The following is a 17,688-nucleotide window of genomic DNA, read 5'->3' on the forward strand; positions in this document are numbered from 1 at the left end:
CGACGGTCGCGGCGAACACCGGTTCGGTCGCGAGCAATTCGGCGCCCATCGCCGCCCACTGCGAGCCCTGCCCGGAGAACAGCCACACCGGTCCCCGATCGTCCTGCCCGACCGTGGACTGATACGGGAAGTCGCTGTGGGCGACTTCGCGCAGCCCCTCGGTCAGCTCCTCGAGGCTGCCCGCGATGACCGCCGCGCGCACCGACCGGTGCGCGCGGCGTCGGGCAAGCGTGTATCCCAGATCGGTTGGCGCAAAATCGCTTTCGTGTGCATCAATCCAGTCGGCGAGCCGCGCGGCGGTACGCCGCAGTCCGTCGGCCGACGTGGCGGACAGCGGGAACATGAGCGGTCCCTGGACGGCAGACGGCACGTCGGCCGGGGCATCCGGTTCGGGAGCTTGCTCCACGATCGCGTGCACGTTGGTTCCCGAGAACCCGTACGACGACACCGCCGCCCGCCGCGGCTCCTGAACGGAACCCCCCGGCCACGGCGTATTCTCCTGTGGCACAAAGAGGTTGGTCTCGATTTGCGCCATCTCATCGGGCAGCCGGGTGAAGTGCAGATTGCGCGGAATCACACCGTGCTGCAGCGCGAGCACCGCCTTCATCAGTCCCAGTGCCCCGGCGGCCGACTGGGTGTGCCCGAAGTTGGTCTTCACCGAACCGAGCGCGCACGGTGCGTGCAGCCCGTACACCTCCGCCAGGCTGGCGTATTCGATGGGATCACCCACCGGCGTGCCGGGGCCATGTGCCTCCACCATGCCGACCGAGTGGGGGTCGACACCCGCCGCGGCCAACGCCTCCCGATAGGCCTCGACTTGGGCAGCCCGCGAAGGCGTCACGATGTTGACCGTGTGGCCGTCCTGGTTAGCGGCCGTGCCGCGGAGCACAGCCAGGAGCCGGTCGCCGTCGCGGAGCGCGTCCGGTAGGCGCTTGAGCAACAGCACGACGCAACCTTCGCCGACCACAAATCCGTCAGCGGCGACGTCGAACGCATGGCAGCGTCCGGTCGCGGACAGCATTCCGATGGCAGAGCCCGAGCAGGATTTGCGCGGTTCGAACGACACCGAGGCGCCACCGGCCAGCGCGATGTCGCTTTCGCCGTCATGCAAACTCCGACAGGCCATGTGCACCGCGGCCAGGCCCGATGAACACGCCGTATCCACGGTCATTGCGGGGCCGCGCAGACCCAACGTGTAGGCAATCCGGCCGGACCCCATGGCAAAGCTGTTGCCCATGTACCCGTAGGGCCCCTCCAGGGCGTCGGCCTCGGCGTGCACGAATTGGTAGTCGTCGTGCATCAAACCCATGAACACGCCGGTTCGGGAGCCGGCGAGCGTGCTCGGCGCCAGCCCGCCGTGCTCCAGGGCCTCCCAGGAGGTCTCCAGCAGCAAGCGGTGCTGCGGATCCATCGCGGTCGCTTCTTTCTCGGTGATGCCGAAGAACTCAGGATCGAAACCGTCGACGTCATCCAGAAACGCGCCCCACTTGCACACCGACCGACCCGGCACACCGGGCTGGGGGTCGTAATACTCATCGGCGTCCCACCGGTCGGGTGGAATTTCGGTAACCAGATCGTCGCCGCGAAGCAATGCTTCCCACAACTGTTCCGGCGACTCGATGCCTCCCGGTAGCCGGCAGGCCATGCCGATGACCGCCACCGGCGTACGAGTCGTCGCGCTTATCGGGACCAAAGACCTAGCCGATCCTCAGTCCGCCCCCCATTACGTTCTGGCCCGATCAAAACCGTTCCTCCTCACAGCAACGGTGGAGTCGCGCTATGGGCTGCCTCAACCGCTCGGCACCAACCGGTCGATTGTTGGGCTGTCTACCGCGACGTCAATATTGGGGTCGTGTGGTCAGGCTGGTGCTTTCTCGCAGGTCAGCCGCTGCTAAGCGGCTGCGACTTCATGGACAGCGATCAGTGGTTACAGATGTTAGCGAGAGTTGGCTCATAACGCGGCTTCTCCGGCCATTCGGTCGAGCACGATGTTCAGGTTGGGTCGGGCCTGACCTGCGCCGCGAGCGTCAATCACGCTGCTGCTCAACGCTATCGAGTACTCCCGCATCGATTACCGAGTAGTAAAACCGCGCGGCCGCGTTTTCGGGCGGGTCGCGCGGCGTTGGGACGTTCCGGCGCGGCCGATTCCAGGTAGCGAACTACGCGTGCGGTCCTGTTCGCAAAGGGGCGACCATGTGGAGGTCCACTTTCGCCGACGCTGAGCATGCGGGAGGAATTGCCATGGAAGCCAAGCAGGCCAAGAGTCATTTTCTCGAGGAACTGGAAGAGTTCAAGGCGAAGCACGGTGAAGACGCCGCGGGCTTACGGATCGTCCGCTTTGTCGATCACGACGGCAACGAGATCACGGAAGTCGTCGCCGGTTCGTCTTACGAGTGCCACACCCTGCCGGACGGGAACGTCGAGTGTTCTCCTTCCCGGCGACAGGTGTGAAAGCACCCCCACGCTAGAAGGGCGAATCAAACTGCTGGTCAAGGGTTTACGCGCGTGGCGCCGTCCCGCAACGCAGTCGCTGTGGTGCATCTATTTCTGCGGTGCCGCGCTGCACGTACATTTTGACGGTGCGCGGGTGCGGATCAGCCTTGGCAGGCCTCACTCAGCCGCACGCGAGCTGTCGCTTCCTGGCGACTTGGGGTCTTGCTCGTCCGAGTCGTCTTCGCCCTCAGTGGCTTGTGGAGGCTGTTCGTCGCCCTCGGGCGGCGGCTGTTCGGCGGTGGTCACGGGCACTCCGTTTCGCAGAAGTTGTCGCCTGTGACCTACCCGGCTTCACGGCGTGAGAAACGAGCTGTGGAGCCTAGGGGAATCGAACCCCTGACACCCGCCTTGCAAAGGCGGTGCTCTACCAACTGAGCTAAGGCCCCTCTATCGTGACTTCTCGTCATGACCCAGTGGCTGACCGGTTTCGTCATCCACGGCCACGTGCCAGACCTCGACTCCGCGTCGCGACCGCGCCACCGCTGCCAGCACTGCGATCACTCCCAGTGGCAGCGCGAGTCTTACGCAACGTCTTGACGGGCACATGGTTGTGGGCCTAGGAGGACTCGAACCTCCGACCTCTTCGTTATCAGCGAAGCGCTCTAACCGCCTGAGCTATAGGCCCGTACATCGCGTACGGCCGAGCGACGAGATTACCGCAATAGCCGCCTGACTCCCAAAAATGCAGCATCCACGCTAGTCGCGGTCCGCCAGGGTTACCTCGACACCGCCGATCAGATCGGTCGTCAGGTTGTAGACGAACGCGCCGACGGTGGCCATCGCGGTCAGCAGCACGATGTTGACCAGGCCGATCAGCACGGCGCCGCCGAAAATGGTGCCGCTGGAGACCAGCTCGCCGCTGCTGCCGCTGGTGTTGTTCAGCAGGTCACCGACGTTGCTGTTCAGCTTGGACCACACACCCATGCCGCCGAGGACGAGGTAGAGGAACGCGACGGCGATCATCCAGACGAAGAACAGGGCCACCGAGAGCAGCAGCGAGACCTTCAGCGTGCTCCACGGGTCGATCCGGCGAATCTGCATGCTGGCCCGCACCGGGCCACGGGTCCGGCGTGTCACCTGAACCGGGCTGTCCCGACTCTCCCTCGCCTCCCGGTTTTCCGCGGCCGCTGCCCGGACCGCACCCGGTGAGCTCGGCGGCTCCGCCGCGCGCTCGGGTGCGGCCTTGCGGTGCGGTCCGCGTGGCACGCCGCCAGACAGGTCCGGCAGCTCGCTGGCGTAGGCCTCGGAAGGCGGACCGTCGCCGCGCGTCGGCGCAGCATTCGCATCGTGCGCCGGGTTCTTCGGCTGCTGTGGAGCAGCGGCCCCGGGCGCCGCGGTGCCGGAGATGAAGCGGTTCAGCCGGGCATCGACCCCGCTGGGCGGACCCGACGGGCGCTTCTCGGTGGCCGGTTCGCCTTGCCGCGGGGGCGCCTGCGGGGGACGGGGACCGCCACGCTGCCAGGGTGGCGAATCCCCGGCATCTTGGGCACGGCCGGCCTGCGTGGGCGGTGTCGCGCGGTGTACACCGGCACGCTCGGCCGCACCATCCCCATTAAGGCCGTCGCCCTGCTTGGGGGAGCCCGGCTCGTTCGGTGAGGTCACCCCGACTCCTTCGGTCTGGGACCATGGCCGCCACGGCGGCCGTCAATCGCATTGTGTCTGGTCCCGCTGAGTCTAATTGCCCGACTCTAACTGCCCGACTGGCCGTCCGAGCCCGCCTCCTCCGCGAGAACCTCATCCGCGATTTCCTCGGCGTTGCGCGCGATGGCCAACAGCGTGTTCTCCTCGCCCAGGTTCATCAGGCGAACGCCCTTGGTCTGCCGTCCCGCCTTGCGCACCTGGCGCGCCGCGGTGCGGATGACGCCGCCGCCGGAGGTGATCGCATACAGCTCGCTGTCCTCGTCGACGATCAACGCACCGACGAGCTTGCCGCGCCGGCGGTCGTACATGACGGTCAAGACACCCTTGCCGCCGCGGCCCTGCACCGGGTACTCCTCGATCGCGGTGCGCTTGGCGTAGCCGCCGGAGGTTGCCACCAGCAGGTAGGTGCCTTCACGAATCACGTTGAGGGACAACAGGTAATCGTCGGTGTTGAACCGCATGCCCTGCACGCCGGAGGTGGCGCGGCCCATCGGGCGCAGCGCCTCGTCGGTCGCCGAGAACCGGATGGACTGGCCGTTGGCCGAGACCAGCAGCAGGTCCTCTTCGGCGGAGCACAGCACCGCCCCGACCAGCTCGTCGCTGTCGCGCAAGTTGATGGCCACGATCCCGCCGGAGCGGTTCGAGTCGAAATCGGTCAGCTTGGTCTTCTTCACCAGGCCGTTGCGGGTGGCCAGCACTAGATACGGGGCGTCCTCGTAGCTCTTGATCTGGATCACCTGAGCGATCCGCTCCTCGGGCTGGAAGGCCAGCAGGTTCGCGACGTGCTGACCGCGCGCCGTGCGCGAGGCTTCCGGGAGGTCGTACGCCTTCGCGCGATACACCCGCCCCTGCGTGGTGAAGAACAGGATCCAGTCGTGCGTCGAGCAGACGAAGAAGTGCCGGACGATGTCGTCCTGCTTCAGCCCGGCGCCCTGCACGCCCTTACCGCCGCGCTTTTGGCTGCGGTACAGGTCGGTCTTGGTGCGCTTGGCGTAGCCGGTTTCGGTGATCGTGACGACGACGTCCTCGCGGGCGATCAGGTCCTCGTCGGCGACATCACCGTCGGCGGCGATGATCCGGGTGCGACGGTCGTCGCCGTGCTTCTCGACGATCTCCTTGAGCTCGTCGTGCACGATGGCGCGCTGCCGCTCCGGCTTGGCCAGGATGTCCTCGAGGTCGGCGATCTCCGCCTCGATCTTCGCCAGGTCGTCGATGATGCGCTGACGTTCCAGGGCGGCCAGGCGGCGCAGCTGCATGTCCAGGATGGCCTGGGCCTGGATCTCGTCGATGTCGAGCAGCTCGATCAGGCCGGCCCTGGCGATGTCGACGGTCTCCGACGCGCGGATCAACGCGATGACCTCGTCGAGTGCGTCGAGCGCTTTGACCAGACCGCGCAAGATGTGCGCGCGCTCGTTGGCCTTGCGCAGGCGATAGGTGGTGCGCCGGATGATCACGTCGAGTTGGTGGTCGACGTAGTGGCGGATCATCTGGTCGAGGCGCAGCGTGCGCGGCACCCCGTCGACGATCGACAGCATGTTGGCGCCGAAGCTGGTCTGCAGCTGGGTGTGCTTGTAGAGGTTGTTCAGCACCACCTTGGCCACCGCGTCGCGCTTGATCTCGACGACGATGCGCAGGCCCACCCGGTCGCTGGACTGGTCTTCGATGTTGGAGATGCCGGCCAGCTTGCCGTCGCGGACCTGCTCGGCGATCGAGGTGATGAAGTTGTCGTGGTTGACCTGATACGGCAACTCGGTGATCACCAGGCCGGTGCGGCCGCGCGAATCCTCTTCTACCTCAACGACTCCGCGCATCCGGATCGAACCCCGGCCGGTTGTGTAGGCGTCGTGGATGCCCTGCGAGCCGACGATCAGGCCATGGGTGGGGAAGTCGGGGCCCTTCACCCGCTCGCAGACCGCGGCGAGCGTGGCCTCCTCGTCGGCCTCGTGGTTGTCCAGGCACCAGTAGACGGCCTCGGCGAGCTCACGCAGGTTGTGCGGCGGGATGTTGGTCGCCATCCCGACCGCGATACCGCCGGAACCGTTGGCCAGCAGATTGGGGAACCGGCTGGGCAGGACCGTCGGCTCCTGCACGCGACCGTCGTAGTTGGGGATGAAATCGACTGTCTCCTCGTCGATTTCACGCAACATCTCCATCGCGAGCGGCGTCAGCCTGGCCTCGGTGTACCGCATGGCGGCCGGGGGGTCGTTGCCCGGCGAGCCGAAGTTGCCCTGCCCGTCGACCAACGGGTACCGCAGCGACCACGGCTGCGCCATGCGCACCAACGTGTCGTAGATCGATGAATCGCCGTGCGGGTGATAGTTACCCATCGTCTCAGCAACCGACCGTGCCGATTTTGCGTGTCCGCGGTCGGGCCTGAACCCGGAGTCGAACATGGCATACAGCACGCGGCGGTGCACCGGTTTGAGACCGTCCCGCACCTCCGGCAGCGCGCGGCCGACGATCACGCTCATCGCGTAGTCGATGTAGCTGCGCTGCATCTCCTGCTGAATGTCGACCGGTTCGATCCGGTCGACGGAGTCGTCGCCCGGCGGCAGCGTGGTGTCAGTCATGTAGTCCTCGTGGGTCGGTCAACGGTGGCTGGTCTGATCGCTCAGACGTCCAGGAAGCGAACGTCCTTGGCATTACGGGTGATAAAGCTGCGGCGCGCATCGACGTCCTCGCCCATCAGGATCGAGAACAGTTCGTCGGCGGCTGCGGCGTCGTCCAGCGTGATTTGGCGCAGCACCCGAACGGTGGGGTCCATCGTGGTTTCCCATAGTTCTTTGGCGTCCATTTCACCCAGACCTTTGTAGCGCTGGATACCGTCTTCGGCGTTGATCCTCTTGCCTGCTGCTCGTCCGGTTTCCAGCAGGCCGTCGCGCTCGCGGTCGGAGTAGGCGAATTCGGGCTCGCTGCGCTGCCATTTCAGCTTGTACAGCGGTGGCTGCGCCAAGAACACGTGTCCGTGTTCGATCAGCGGACGCATGAACCGGAAGAGCAGGGTCAGCAGCAGCGTCGAGATGTGCTGACCGTCCACGTCCGCGTCGGCCATCAGCACGATCTTGTGGTAGCGCAGCTTGGCGATGTCGAACTCGTCGTGGATGCCCGTGCCCAGCGCAGTGATGATCGCCTGGACTTCCGTGTTCTTCAGCACGCGGTCGATACGCGCCTTCTCCACGTTGATGATCTTGCCGCGCAGCGGAAGGATGGCCTGGAACATCGAGTCGCGGCCGCTCTTGGCCGAGCCGCCGGCCGAATCACCCTCCACGACATACAGTTCCGACTTACGCGGATCGGTGGAACGGCAGTCGGCCAGCTTGCCGGGCAGCCCACCCAGATCGGTTGCGCTCTTGCGGCGCACCAGCTCTCGCGCCTTGCGGGCGGCGATGCGCGCCTGTGCTGATGACACCGCCTTGTTCACAACGGTTTTCGCATCGGCGGGGTTGGCTTCGAACCAGTGGGTCAACTGCTCGTTGCAGACCCGCTGCACGAACGACTTGACCTCGGTGTTGCCCAGTTTGGTCTTGGTCTGGCCCTCGAACTGCGGTTCGCTGACCTTGACCGAGATGACCGCCGCCAGGCCTTCGCGGATGTCGTCGCCCGTAAGATTGGCGTCCTTCTCCTTGAGCAGCTTCTTGTCTTTGGCGTACTTGTTCACCACCGAGGTCAGCGCACTGCGGAAGCCCTCTTCGTGGGTGCCGCCCTCATGCGTGTTGATGGTGTTGGCGAAGGTGTGTACCGATTCCGAGTAGCCGCCGTTCCATTGCATGGCGATCTCGACTTCGTGTCCCGTGCCCTTGCCGTCGAAATCGATGATGCTCTGCTGAATCGGGTTCTTGGTGCGGTTGATGTGCTTGACGAAGTCGACCAGCCCGCCTGGGTAGTGGAAGGTGCGGTGCTTGACCTTTTGCGGCGCCTTCGATTCGGCCGCCTTCTCCTCGGCGGACTTGGGGGCTTCGGCCGTGTCGCTGACGACGTCGTCGACGACCTCGTCCTTGGTCACCCGCTCGTCGGTGAGGTTGATGGTCAATCCCTTGTTGAGGAACGCCATCTCCTGCAGCCGGCGCGCCACCGTCTCGAAGTCGTAGTCGGTGGTTTCAAAGATGTCGGGGTCCGCCCAGAACCTGATCGTGGTCCCGGTCTTCTTGGTGGCCTCGCCCTGCTTGAGGGTTCCGGGCACGGCGCGGTCGTAGTACTGCGACCACTCGTGCCCGTCGCGCTTGATGTCGACCTCCAGACGTGTCGACAGCGCGTTCACCACCGACACACCCACGCCGTGCAGACCGCCACTGACGTTGTAGCCACTGTTCTCGCCACCGAACTTGCCGCCGGCGTGCAGCTGGGTCATCACCACGTCGACGGTCGGCGCACCGGTGGAGTGCATCGCGACCGGGATACCGCGGCCGTCGTCGGCGACTTCCACACTGCCGTCGTCGAGGATGCGCACATCCACCTTGGTCGCATAACCGGCCATCGCCTCGTCGACCGAGTTATCGACCACCTCCCAGACAAGATGATGTAGACCCCGCTCACCGGTCGACCCGATATACATACCGGGACGTTTGCGAACGGCCTCCAGGCCTTCGAGCACGGTGATCGCTGAAGCGCCGTATTCGTCTTGCGCCTTCTTCTTCTGGGCAGCCACGGTCGGAATGCTCTCCTCGGGGTTTCATGCGGGCGGTTCCAGTCACCGCGACAGTCGCATCCCGCAAGTCTACCGTGATCGGGCGTTGGCACCGATTCTCCGGGCGCGTTTCTACCTAGCTAACTGCGCCGTGCGCACGATTTCTTTATTCCTGCCGCGTCCCGAGGTGCATTTGGGCAGTTCGGGTCGTCCTGGCGGATTTCAGACCCCTGTGAGTCAATGCCGGGCTCAGGACGGCTCAGCGCCGCTTTCACGCCTAACCGTAGGTGTCGCGGGGGCCCCTGCCGAAGATATGACGTGGGCCTTTGCGCCACGAAGGCGCCGCCGGACCGGTGATTTTCAGCGATGTCACCACTCCATTGCCCACCGCCGCGGCGATCTTCGCCAACAGTTGCGACTGGATCATCCGCAACTGCGTGGCCCAGGCGGTCGACTCGGCGGACACGTTGAGCACTCCGTCGTTGAGCCCCGTCGGGGTCGCATGATCGGCGATCTGGTGGCCGACCACCGACGACCAGTTGCCGAGCACCGTCCCCTCGGCCACCTGCGACGACCAACCGCGTTTTTTCGCCAGATCGCGGGCCAACCTGCCCAGCGGCTGCGGGTCCCGGACGTCCGGCCCGGGTCCCGACCAGCTCCGGCGATGCCCGGCGATCCGGCGCGGTGTCGGCGGTACCACTCGGCCGCGGCCGGCGTCTTTCCCCTGCGCGCGGGCGGCGGCGCGGGCCTCCTCGAGGGTGCGCCGGACCAGGTCGATACCGGTCAGCAGATCCGGTTGCGCCGCGGCGTCGGGCCCTTCCGCGTCGTCCGAGCCGGTCATGACTGCACCACCGATACCCGACCCCCGTCGTCGTCACGCAGATCGATGCGGATCCGCCTCGCGTCCCAGCCTTCCGGGATATCTTCCACCACTGCGGCCGTAACCAACACCTGCTCGGCAGATTCGGCCACCGCGGCCAATGCCCGGCGCCGCGCGGCGTCCAATTCAGCGAACACGTCATCCAGTAACAACACCGGTTCGCTCCCGTCCGCCCGCAACAGCTCATACGCGGCCAACCGCAAGGCCACCGCGAACGACCACGATTCCCCATGGCTCGCAAAGCCTTTCGCGGGTTGATCGCCGAGCCACAATTCCAAGTCGTCGCGGTGCGGACCAACCAGACACATGCCGCGTTCCAGCTCGGCGGCCCGCCGCTCCGACAACGCCGCCAACAACGCGGCTTCCAGGAATTCCCGGTCGCTGCCGCCCGCTCCGGCAACGGCATCGGCGCCGAGGCTGGGTCGATAGGCGACCGATGCCGGACGCGATCCCGGCGCCAACAGTTGATAGGCCTTTTCCACCTCCGGCGCCAGCTCGTTGACGAGATCGATGCGCGCGGCCATCAATTGGGCACCGTGCTCGGCCAGCCGGCTGTCCCAGACATCGAGGGTGTCCAGGGCACCCGGGTCAGATCGGTACCGGTGACCGGACGCGGACTTCAACAGCGCGGTGCGCTGCCGCAGAACTTTTTCGTAATCCGCACGCACCGCGGCTATCGTCGGCCGGCGCTGCGTCGCTAAATCATCGAGGTAACGACGGCGTTCCGCGGGATCCCCGCGCACCAGGGCCAAGTCTTCGGGAGCAAACAGGACCGCGTGCAAGACGCCGACGATCTCTCGCGTGCTGCGCACTGGTGACCGGTTCAGCCGCGCCTTGTTCGCGCGGCCGGCGGCGATTTCCAGATCAATCGCGCATTCCCTGCCGTCGTTGACGACGATCGTCGAAACCACAGCACGAGAAGCACCCGACCGGACCAATGGCGCGTCCGTTCCGACCCGATGCGAACCCAGCGTCGTCGAATACCAAAGCGCCTCAACCAGATTCGTCTTACCGAAACCGTTGGGGCCGACGAAGACGGTCCGGCCCGGCTGTAGTTCGAGGTCGGCGAGTGCCCAGGACCGGAAGTCGCGCAGTCCTAAATGCCGGACGTACACCTAGCCAGGCAACCGCACGGGCATCAGCAGGTAGACGTAATCGGTCGGCAGCGCGGTGAACGGGCCGTTGCCGGTCGGCGGAGCGTCGCCCTGGAATGAAGGACGCAGCAACGCCGGCTTCCCCGGAGTCGTGAAACCGAACGACACCCGCTCGGTGTGTACCGATGCGAGTCCGTCGGTGAGGTACGTCGGGTTGAACGCGATCGTCAGCGGCTCTCCGACGAAATCGACGGCGAGATCTTCTTCGGCGCGGCCGACATCTTCGGCGCCGGCGGACAGCCGCAACATGCCGTCGGCGAATTCCATGCGGACCTGCGCACCCCGGTCGGCGACCAATGCCACCAGCTTGATGGCCTCGGTCAGCTCGGCCACGTTGATGGTGGCGACCGCGGTGTGCTCGGCCGGCAGCAGCTGACGGAACTTGGGGAATTCCGCATCAAGCAGGCGAGTCGTGCTGCGCTTGCCATTTCCGCTGATGCCCAGCAGCCCGTCCTTTCCGACTCCCGCTCCCGCACCCAATGACAGGCGCACATCGGAACCGTCACCGCCGGCCCGCGCGGCCTCGGCCAACGTCTTGGCCGGCACCAGCACCGCGGCTTCGATGTCGGGCGAGGAAGCCGACCAGGTCAGCTCGCGCACCGCCAGTCGGAACCGGTCGGTGGCGGCCAAAACAACCGTGTTGCCGGAGATTTCGACGCGAATGCCGGTCAACATCGGCAACGTGTCGTCCCGACCGGCCGCAATGGCAACCTGGCTGATCGCCTCGGCGAACACTTCGGCCGGCAGCGTCCCGGTCTCTTCCGGCAGCGCGGGCAGCGTCGGGTAATCCTCGACCGCCATCGTGGGCAGCGAGAATCGGGCGCTGCCGCAGGTCAGGGCCACCCGATTGCCGTCGACGTAGAAGTCCACCGGCTTGTTCGGCAACGCCCGGGTGATGTCGGACAACAACCTGCCGGACACCAAAACGCTTCCAGGAGAGGCTACTTCGGCCGCAACCTGCGCTTCGGCGGAGACCTCGTAGTCGAATCCCGAAATCGTCAGGCCCTCGTCCGAGCCGGTCAGCAGCACTCCGGAGAGCACAGGAACCGCCGGCCTGGACGGGAGATTCTTCGCCACCCACGACACCGCGTCGGCGAAAGACTCTCGCACCAAACGGAATTTCAAGTCGCTGAGGCCAGTTGTTGTCGTCGCCGCGTCCATAGCGCCCCTTCACCTACCCAGCGTTCCAGAATCCAGTGACTAGCCTCCCCCGCCAGCACGGGGCTGCGCCACGAACGCCGATGACAGGTTTTGCGCCAGCGACGACCACAACGGCAGTCGAAGAACACCGTAGATCCTTCGAGGCCAACTTGAAAGCTAATCGCAAACCCCGACAAACGGAGTTCAGGACGGCGCAGCGGGCCCAGGCGCTCGGCCGTCCCCAGCGCTGTATTTCAAAGAACAACCAACGGATAGATCTCAGTACCAGTAATAAGGGCTGTGCATTCTGGGGACAGTGGGGTCTTCTCGCAGCTAGGGCATCGATCGGGGTGTGGATCAGTGCGCCGGCGGCTGTGGGTGCCGTGTTGGCCGGTTGGGGAGCAACGGCGGTTGTACACTCCGCGCCATTTTCTGCACGGCCGTTCCATTCTGTTGTGCACAGCCCTGCGCACAATCACTGGGTGTAACGGGTGTGACAGACGTGCGGGAAGTTTTTTGAAAAAAATTGCGTGAGAGGGCGTTCGGTCAGCGCTTGGAGCGCTGACGGATGCGCGTGGTGAGTTCTTTGACGTGATCGAACACCTCACGCCGCTCGGCCATCTCGGACAAAATCTTGCGTTGGGCGTACATGACGGTGGTGTGGTCACGGCCGAACGCCTGGCCGATCTTCGGCAGCGACAGATCGGTGAGTTCGCGGCACAGATACATCGCGATTTGGCGCGACTGGGCCAGCGCCCGGGTCTTACCCGGCCCGCGAAGTTCTTCCACTGTGGTGTCGAAGTATTCGGCGGTGGCGGCCATGATGGTGGCCGCGCTGATCTGCATCGTGCTGGCATCGGCGATCAAGTCGCGAAGCACGATCTCCGCCAGCGACTTGTCGATCTGAGTCTTGTTGAGCGACGCGAACGCGGTCACCCGGATGAGAGCTCCTTCGAGCTCGCGGATGTTGCGTTCGATGCTGCTGGCGATCAGTTCCAGGACGTCGTCCGGAACCGCGAGCCGCTCCATTTGTGCTTTCTTGCGCAGGATGGCGATGCGGGTCTCCAGCTCGGGCGGCTGGACGTCGGTGATCAGGCCCCACTCGAATCGCGTGCGAAGCCGATCCTCAAGGGTGGCGAGCTGTTTGGGCGGCCGGTCCGACGAGATGACGATCTGCTTGTTGGCGTTATGGAGCGTGTTGAAGGTATGGAAGAACTCTTCCTGGATACCTTCCTTGCCCTCGATGAATTGGATGTCATCGACCAGCAGAACATCGACATCGCGATAGCTGCGTTTGAAGGCGACCTTGCGGTCGTCGCGCAGCGAGTTGATGAAGTCGTTGGTGAATTCCTCGGTGGAGACGTATTTGACGCGCATCCCCGGGAAGAGCCGCTGGGCGTAATTGCCGGCCGCGTGCAGCAGGTGCGTCTTGCCGAGACCCGATTCACCCCAAATGAACAAGGGGTTGTACGCGCGGGCCGGCGCTTCGGCGATCGCCAGGGCCGCGGCGTGTGCGAACCGGTTGGACGCACCGATGACGAACGTGTCGAAGGTGTAACGACGGTTCAGACTCGTGCCGCCGACGACGGCCGGGTCCGAGGCGTGCGGACGCTCGGTGAAGAAATCGGGCCAATTCTGCGGGGCCTCACCGACGTGCTCCCCGTTCTCGTCGCCCTCGTCGGGGTCGATGTCCATGTCGTCGATCTGATGCGAAGCCTCGGACTGCGCGAAGGATTCGGCTTGCGGGAGCGCGGCGTCATCGACGTCGTCCGGGGGCGGCGCGATGCGGACGCCGAGCTGGATCTGTTGTCCGAGTCGACGGCTGAGTGCATCGGTGATCGGGGCGCGCAGATGCCGTTCGATCTCGTTTTGCACGAAACTGCTCGGCACCGACAACAGCGCGAACCCCTCGACGATGGTGAGGGGACGGACCAGATTGAGCCAGGCTTTTTGCTGCGGGGTCAGCGGTGTGATGAGCGTCGTGCGATTGGTCGCGCCGCCGTCCGCTGTGGGGTCGCCGTTGAGCTCGGAAACGACAGCGTTCCACACTGTTGTGAAACCGGAACCGGGGTCATCGGTCAACGACGCATCTCCCTGGTTCTCGAACGTCCCGGGTCGAAGTACAACCACGCTTGGTAGACAAAGCAGCTGTCCACATAGTTATACACAGGTGTGGACAGGATGATCGTATGCGAGCCACAACCCACCCGCGACGGCTTGCGATCTCCGTGCTGGAAGATAACCCCTAGAGGCTGTCTAGGCAGCTAGTCGATCCACCATCCTCGCTTCATTGTCGAGCGCTGTCTCAGTCTAAAACGACCTTGGCAGAAGCTAACAGTTTTCCGTGCGGCTGCCAACCGTTCTGCTGCATTCCAATCGGGTTGTTTAGGGTGCGTTGGGCCCGATTCGGCTCGGCGCCGGGCGATCCCGATCTTCGAGTGCCGACGAGAAAGACTGCCTCGGGCCGTGGGCGAGCGGGTGCGTTGCGGCAGGCCAGGTTTGACCAGGCGAAGCCTCGTCAGTACCCTCAAACAGTCGCCCGAAAGTCGGCGATACGGCTGCGACCCAGGAAGGTCTGGGGACCGCGCCGGCCAGCAGCAGAATTACCTCTGGCCATCCGCAGACGAAGGTAGACGTCTGAGCGGCCGGACGGCAATGCGAGACATAACGAGGAGAACGTCGTGGCCAAGGGCAAGCGGACCTTCCAGCCGAACAACCGGCGCCGAGCCCGCGTGCACGGTTTCCGGTTGCGGATGCGTACCCGCGCCGGGCGCTCGATCGTGTCCGGCCGGCGCCGTAAGGGTCGCCGCGCGCTTTCTGCCTGATCGCTGCGTCAGGTCGTTTCGCGGTGCTACCCGCACGCAACCGCATGAGGCGGTCGACTGAGTTTGCCGCGACGGTGAAGCATGGGGTTCGCACGGCACAACCCGACCTCATCCTCCACCTGTTGCGGTCCGGCGCCGCCGCCGCGCCGCCGCGCGTGGGGCTGGTCATCGGCAAGCCGGTGGGCTCGGCAGTGGAGCGCCATCAGGTCGCCCGGCGGCTGCGACATGTGGCGCGAACCCTCTTGGACGACCTCCACGATTCCGATCAGTTGGTGATCCGGGCGCTGCCGAGTAGTCGGTCCGCGTCATCGGCACGGTTGGAAGTGGAGCTGCGACGCGGGTTGCGTCGTGCGCTCGCGTCGGCGGGACGGCAACCGTGACCGGGCCGGCGCCGGAGCGTCAGGCGGTGCGCACGCTCGCTGCGACGGCCGTTCGGGTCGTGGTTTTTCTGATCCGCCTGTATCGCCACATGGTGTCGCCGTTACGACCGGCGTCGTGTCGCTTCGTCCCGACGTGCAGTCAGTATGCGGTCGATGCGCTAACGGAGTACGGCTTGATGCGGGGGAGTTGGTTGGCTGCGACCAGACTCGCCAAATGCGGACCTTGGCATCCGGGTGGTTGGGACCCGATACCGGATCGCCCCGGATGTGAGATGAACTTCGAAGATGCCTGCGCCGCGGGGGGTCACCCGGCGACGCGAGGGGAGAGTGGATCTTTTGTTTGATTTCTTCAGCCTCGACTTCGTCTACTACCCGGTGTCGTGGATTATGTGGGCTTGGTACAAGCTGTTCGCGTCCATGCTCGGACCGTCGAACTTCTTCGCCTGGGCGCTGTCGGTCATGTTCCTGGTGTTCTCCCTGCGCGCGCTGCTCTACAAGCCGTTCGTCCGTCAGATCCGCACCACGCGCCAGATGCAGGAACTGCAACCGCAAATTAAGGCGCTGCAGAAGAAGTACGGCAAAGACCGTCAGCGCATGGCGCTCGAAATGCAGAAGCTGCAACGCGAACACGGGTTCAACCCGATCCTCGGTTGCTTGCCGATGCTCGCGCAGATCCCGGTGTTCATCGGGCTCTATCACGTGTTGCGGTCGTTCAACCGGACCACCGGGGGATTCGGCCAACCGCACCTGTCGGTGACCGAGAACCGGCTCACGGGAAACTACGTCTTCAGCCCCACCGACGTCGCACACTTCCTGGACGCCAACTTGTTCGGCGCACCCATCGGAGCGTTCATGACGCAGCGGACAGGGTTGGACGCGTTCACCTTCTTCAGTCGTCCGGCCGTGATCGCGGTCGGTGCGCCGGTGATGATCCTGGCCGGCGTCGCGACCTACTTCAACAGCCGCGCGTCGGTGGCACGCCAGAGCGCCGAGGCGGCGGCGAACCCGCAGACTGCGATGATGAACAAGCTCGCCCTCTATGTGTTCCCCCTGGGCGTCGTCGTGGGTGGCCCGTTCCTTCCGCTCGCGATCATCCTGTACTGGTTTGCGAACAACATCTGGACCTTCGGTCAGCAGCACTACGTCTTCGGGATGATCGAAAAAGAGGACGAAGCGAAGAAGCAAGAGGCCATTGAACGCCGGGCCGCCAACGCGCCGGCCCCGGGAGCTAAGCCGAAGCGAACCCCGAAAGCTGCCGTGGGCGGCAACGGTTCTGGGAGCGACGGGGACGCCGGGGACGCACCGGATTCGGATGCGTCCGACGGGCAGGGGACCGGAGCGCAAGCGGAGCCGGACCGGACGAATCCGTCCGGACGCAACAGCAGCGCGGGGAACCGCACACCGCGCCCTGGGGCGCGACCGAAGAGACGCAAACGCTGACAAAGCGAGACGGGGCCGTTACTCGGACAGGCGTGCACCCGGCGGGCAGAGCCCGTAGCTGACACAGACCAGGACCCGGAGATGAGGGAGAGAAACACATGACAGACGCGGACACCACCGAGCGCAACGCCGACGCCGAACTGGATACCGAACTTCCGGCCGAGGACGGCGCCGAGGAGCTGGACGACCAAGAGGATCGATTGGTCGCCGAGGGGGAGATCGCCGGCGACTACCTCGAGGAGTTGTTGGACCTGTTGGACTTCGACGGCGACATCGACTTGGACGTTGAAGGCAACCGGGCGGTCGTGAGCATCGACGGCAGCGATGACTTGAACAAATTGGTCGGCCGCGGTGGTGAGGTGCTGGACGCGCTGCAGGAGCTGACGCGATTGGCCGTACACCAGAAGACGGGCGTACGGAGCCGGCTGATGCTCGACATCGCGAGCTGGCGGCGTCGGCGCCGCGAGGAGCTGGCGGCGCTGGGTGACAAGGTGGCGCGTCGGGTGCTCGAGTCCGGGGACCGCGAGGAGCTGTCGCCAATGACGCCGTTCGAGCGCAAGATTGTGCACGACGCCGTCGCGGCGGTGCCGGGAGTGCACAGCGAGAGCGAGGGCGTCGAGCCGTCGCGCCGCGTGGTTGTGCTGCACGACTAGTTCCCGAGTTACAGCTGTGTAGTTCGCCCGGTCCGAGGCAACAGTGCGCGAGCCTATTCCGAGGATGTTTCACGTGAAACCGAAACTGCGTGAGCCGACCGGAGGATGTTTCACGTGAAACATGGCGAGGCCGACAAGCCCGCCTCCGCGGATGGCAGCGAATTCGGCGATACCCCGGAGGCCGCGGTGGCGATCTTCGGCGAACGCGTTGACATTGCCCGGCGGTACGCCGAGTGGCTCGCCGGCGCCGGGGTGGAGCGAGGATTGCTCGGGCCGCGGGAAGTCGATCGCATCTGGGATCGCCACCTATTAAATAGTGTCGCCGCCGAGGAGCTCCTCGAAGATGGCGAGCGGGTGATCGACGTCGGCAGCGGGGCAGGGTTGCCCGGCATCCCGTTGGCGATCGCGCGGCCGGATCTGGAGGTCGTCCTCCTGGAGCCGCTGCTGCGCCGGAGTGA

At 65.2% G+C, this 17,688-nt stretch carries 16 protein-coding genes and 2 tRNA genes; 7 read left to right on the forward strand and 11 right to left on the reverse strand.

What is annotated here, in order from left to right:
- Window positions 1–1,645: type I polyketide synthase (locus JOZ00_RS26865; protein WP_293350730.1), on the reverse strand; the 1,645-nt coding region annotated here is incomplete at its 3' end.
- Window positions 1,646–2,241: 596 nt separating this feature from the next.
- Here JOZ00_RS26865 and JOZ00_RS26870 point away from each other — a divergent pair.
- A complete protein-coding gene (locus JOZ00_RS26870; protein WP_293350694.1) occupies window positions 2,242–2,451 on the forward strand; it encodes a hypothetical protein in 210 nt (69 codons plus the stop codon).
- 159 nt (window positions 2,452–2,610) lie between these two features.
- Here the strand turns inward: JOZ00_RS26870 and JOZ00_RS26875 are convergent, their stop codons facing one another.
- From JOZ00_RS26875 to dnaA, 10 genes are all read right to left on the reverse strand, one after another.
- Window positions 2,611–2,739: a hypothetical protein gene (locus JOZ00_RS26875; protein WP_293350697.1), complete on the reverse strand. Its 129-nt coding sequence runs from the start codon at window positions 2,737–2,739 to the stop codon at window positions 2,611–2,613.
- Window positions 2,740–2,806: 67 nt separating this feature from the next.
- Window positions 2,807–2,879, reverse strand: a tRNA-Ala gene (locus tag JOZ00_RS26880).
- A gap of 165 nt (window positions 2,880–3,044) precedes the next feature.
- Window positions 3,045–3,118 (reverse strand) — tRNA-Ile (locus JOZ00_RS26885).
- A gap of 71 nt (window positions 3,119–3,189) precedes the next feature.
- Entirely contained in the window at window positions 3,190–4,095 is a 906-nt protein-coding gene (locus JOZ00_RS26890) for a DUF3566 domain-containing protein (protein WP_293350699.1), read from the reverse strand.
- A gap of 86 nt (window positions 4,096–4,181) precedes the next feature.
- Complete coding sequence (gene gyrA, locus JOZ00_RS26895) at window positions 4,182–6,704, reverse strand: DNA gyrase subunit A (RefSeq protein WP_293350701.1); 2,523 nt, start codon at window positions 6,702–6,704, stop codon at window positions 4,182–4,184.
- A 41-nt stretch (window positions 6,705–6,745) separates the two neighbouring features.
- Window positions 6,746–8,779: a DNA topoisomerase (ATP-hydrolyzing) subunit B gene (gene gyrB, locus JOZ00_RS26900; RefSeq protein ID WP_293350704.1), complete on the reverse strand. Its 2,034-nt coding sequence runs from the start codon at window positions 8,777–8,779 to the stop codon at window positions 6,746–6,748.
- A gap of 256 nt (window positions 8,780–9,035) precedes the next feature.
- Window positions 9,036–9,599, reverse strand: a complete 564-nt coding sequence (locus JOZ00_RS26905; RefSeq protein WP_293350707.1) for a DUF721 family protein — start codon at window positions 9,597–9,599, stop codon at window positions 9,036–9,038.
- Window positions 9,596–10,753 carry a DNA replication/repair protein RecF gene (gene recF, locus JOZ00_RS26910; protein ID WP_293350710.1) on the reverse strand — a complete coding sequence of 386 codons (1,158 nt, stop codon included), beginning with the start codon at window positions 10,751–10,753 and terminating at the stop codon, window positions 9,596–9,598. Before recF ends, JOZ00_RS26905 begins: the two co-directional genes overlap by 4 nt.
- Complete coding sequence (gene dnaN / locus JOZ00_RS26915; RefSeq protein WP_293350712.1) at window positions 10,754–11,953, reverse strand: DNA polymerase III subunit beta; 1,200 nt, start codon at window positions 11,951–11,953, stop codon at window positions 10,754–10,756.
- Between the two features lie 525 nt (window positions 11,954–12,478).
- A complete protein-coding gene (dnaA, locus tag JOZ00_RS26920) occupies window positions 12,479–14,014 on the reverse strand; it encodes a chromosomal replication initiator protein DnaA (protein ID WP_293350733.1) in 1,536 nt (511 codons plus the stop codon).
- A gap of 599 nt (window positions 14,015–14,613) precedes the next feature.
- Between dnaA and rpmH the strand changes: the two genes are divergently transcribed.
- The 6 genes from rpmH to JOZ00_RS26950 all read left to right on the forward strand — a co-directional run.
- Complete coding sequence (gene rpmH, locus JOZ00_RS26925) at window positions 14,614–14,757, forward strand: 50S ribosomal protein L34 (protein WP_293350715.1); 144 nt, start codon at window positions 14,614–14,616, stop codon at window positions 14,755–14,757.
- 23 nt (window positions 14,758–14,780) lie between these two features.
- A complete protein-coding gene (gene rnpA, locus JOZ00_RS26930; RefSeq protein WP_293350718.1) occupies window positions 14,781–15,137 on the forward strand; it encodes a ribonuclease P protein component in 357 nt (118 codons plus the stop codon).
- A gap of 26 nt (window positions 15,138–15,163) precedes the next feature.
- Window positions 15,164–15,481 carry a membrane protein insertion efficiency factor YidD gene (gene yidD / locus JOZ00_RS26935; RefSeq protein WP_293350736.1) on the forward strand — a complete coding sequence of 106 codons (318 nt, stop codon included), beginning with the start codon at window positions 15,164–15,166 and terminating at the stop codon, window positions 15,479–15,481.
- Window positions 15,465–16,577, forward strand: a complete 1,113-nt coding sequence (gene yidC, locus JOZ00_RS26940; protein ID WP_293350721.1) for a membrane protein insertase YidC — start codon at window positions 15,465–15,467, stop codon at window positions 16,575–16,577. The genes yidD and yidC overlap by 17 nt, the downstream gene beginning before the upstream one ends.
- Window positions 16,578–16,675: 98 nt before the next feature.
- Window positions 16,676–17,230, forward strand: a complete 555-nt coding sequence (locus JOZ00_RS26945) for a R3H domain-containing nucleic acid-binding protein (protein WP_293350724.1) — start codon at window positions 16,676–16,678, stop codon at window positions 17,228–17,230.
- 105 nt (window positions 17,231–17,335) lie between these two features.
- Window positions 17,336–17,688, forward strand: a 353-nt coding sequence (locus tag JOZ00_RS26950; protein ID WP_293350727.1) for an RsmG family class I SAM-dependent methyltransferase, incomplete at its 3' end; no start/stop codon positions are given.

Source organism: Mycobacterium sp. (assembly GCF_019243155.1).
In the GTDB taxonomy this organism is placed as follows: Bacteria; Actinomycetota; Actinomycetes; order Mycobacteriales; family Mycobacteriaceae; genus Mycobacterium.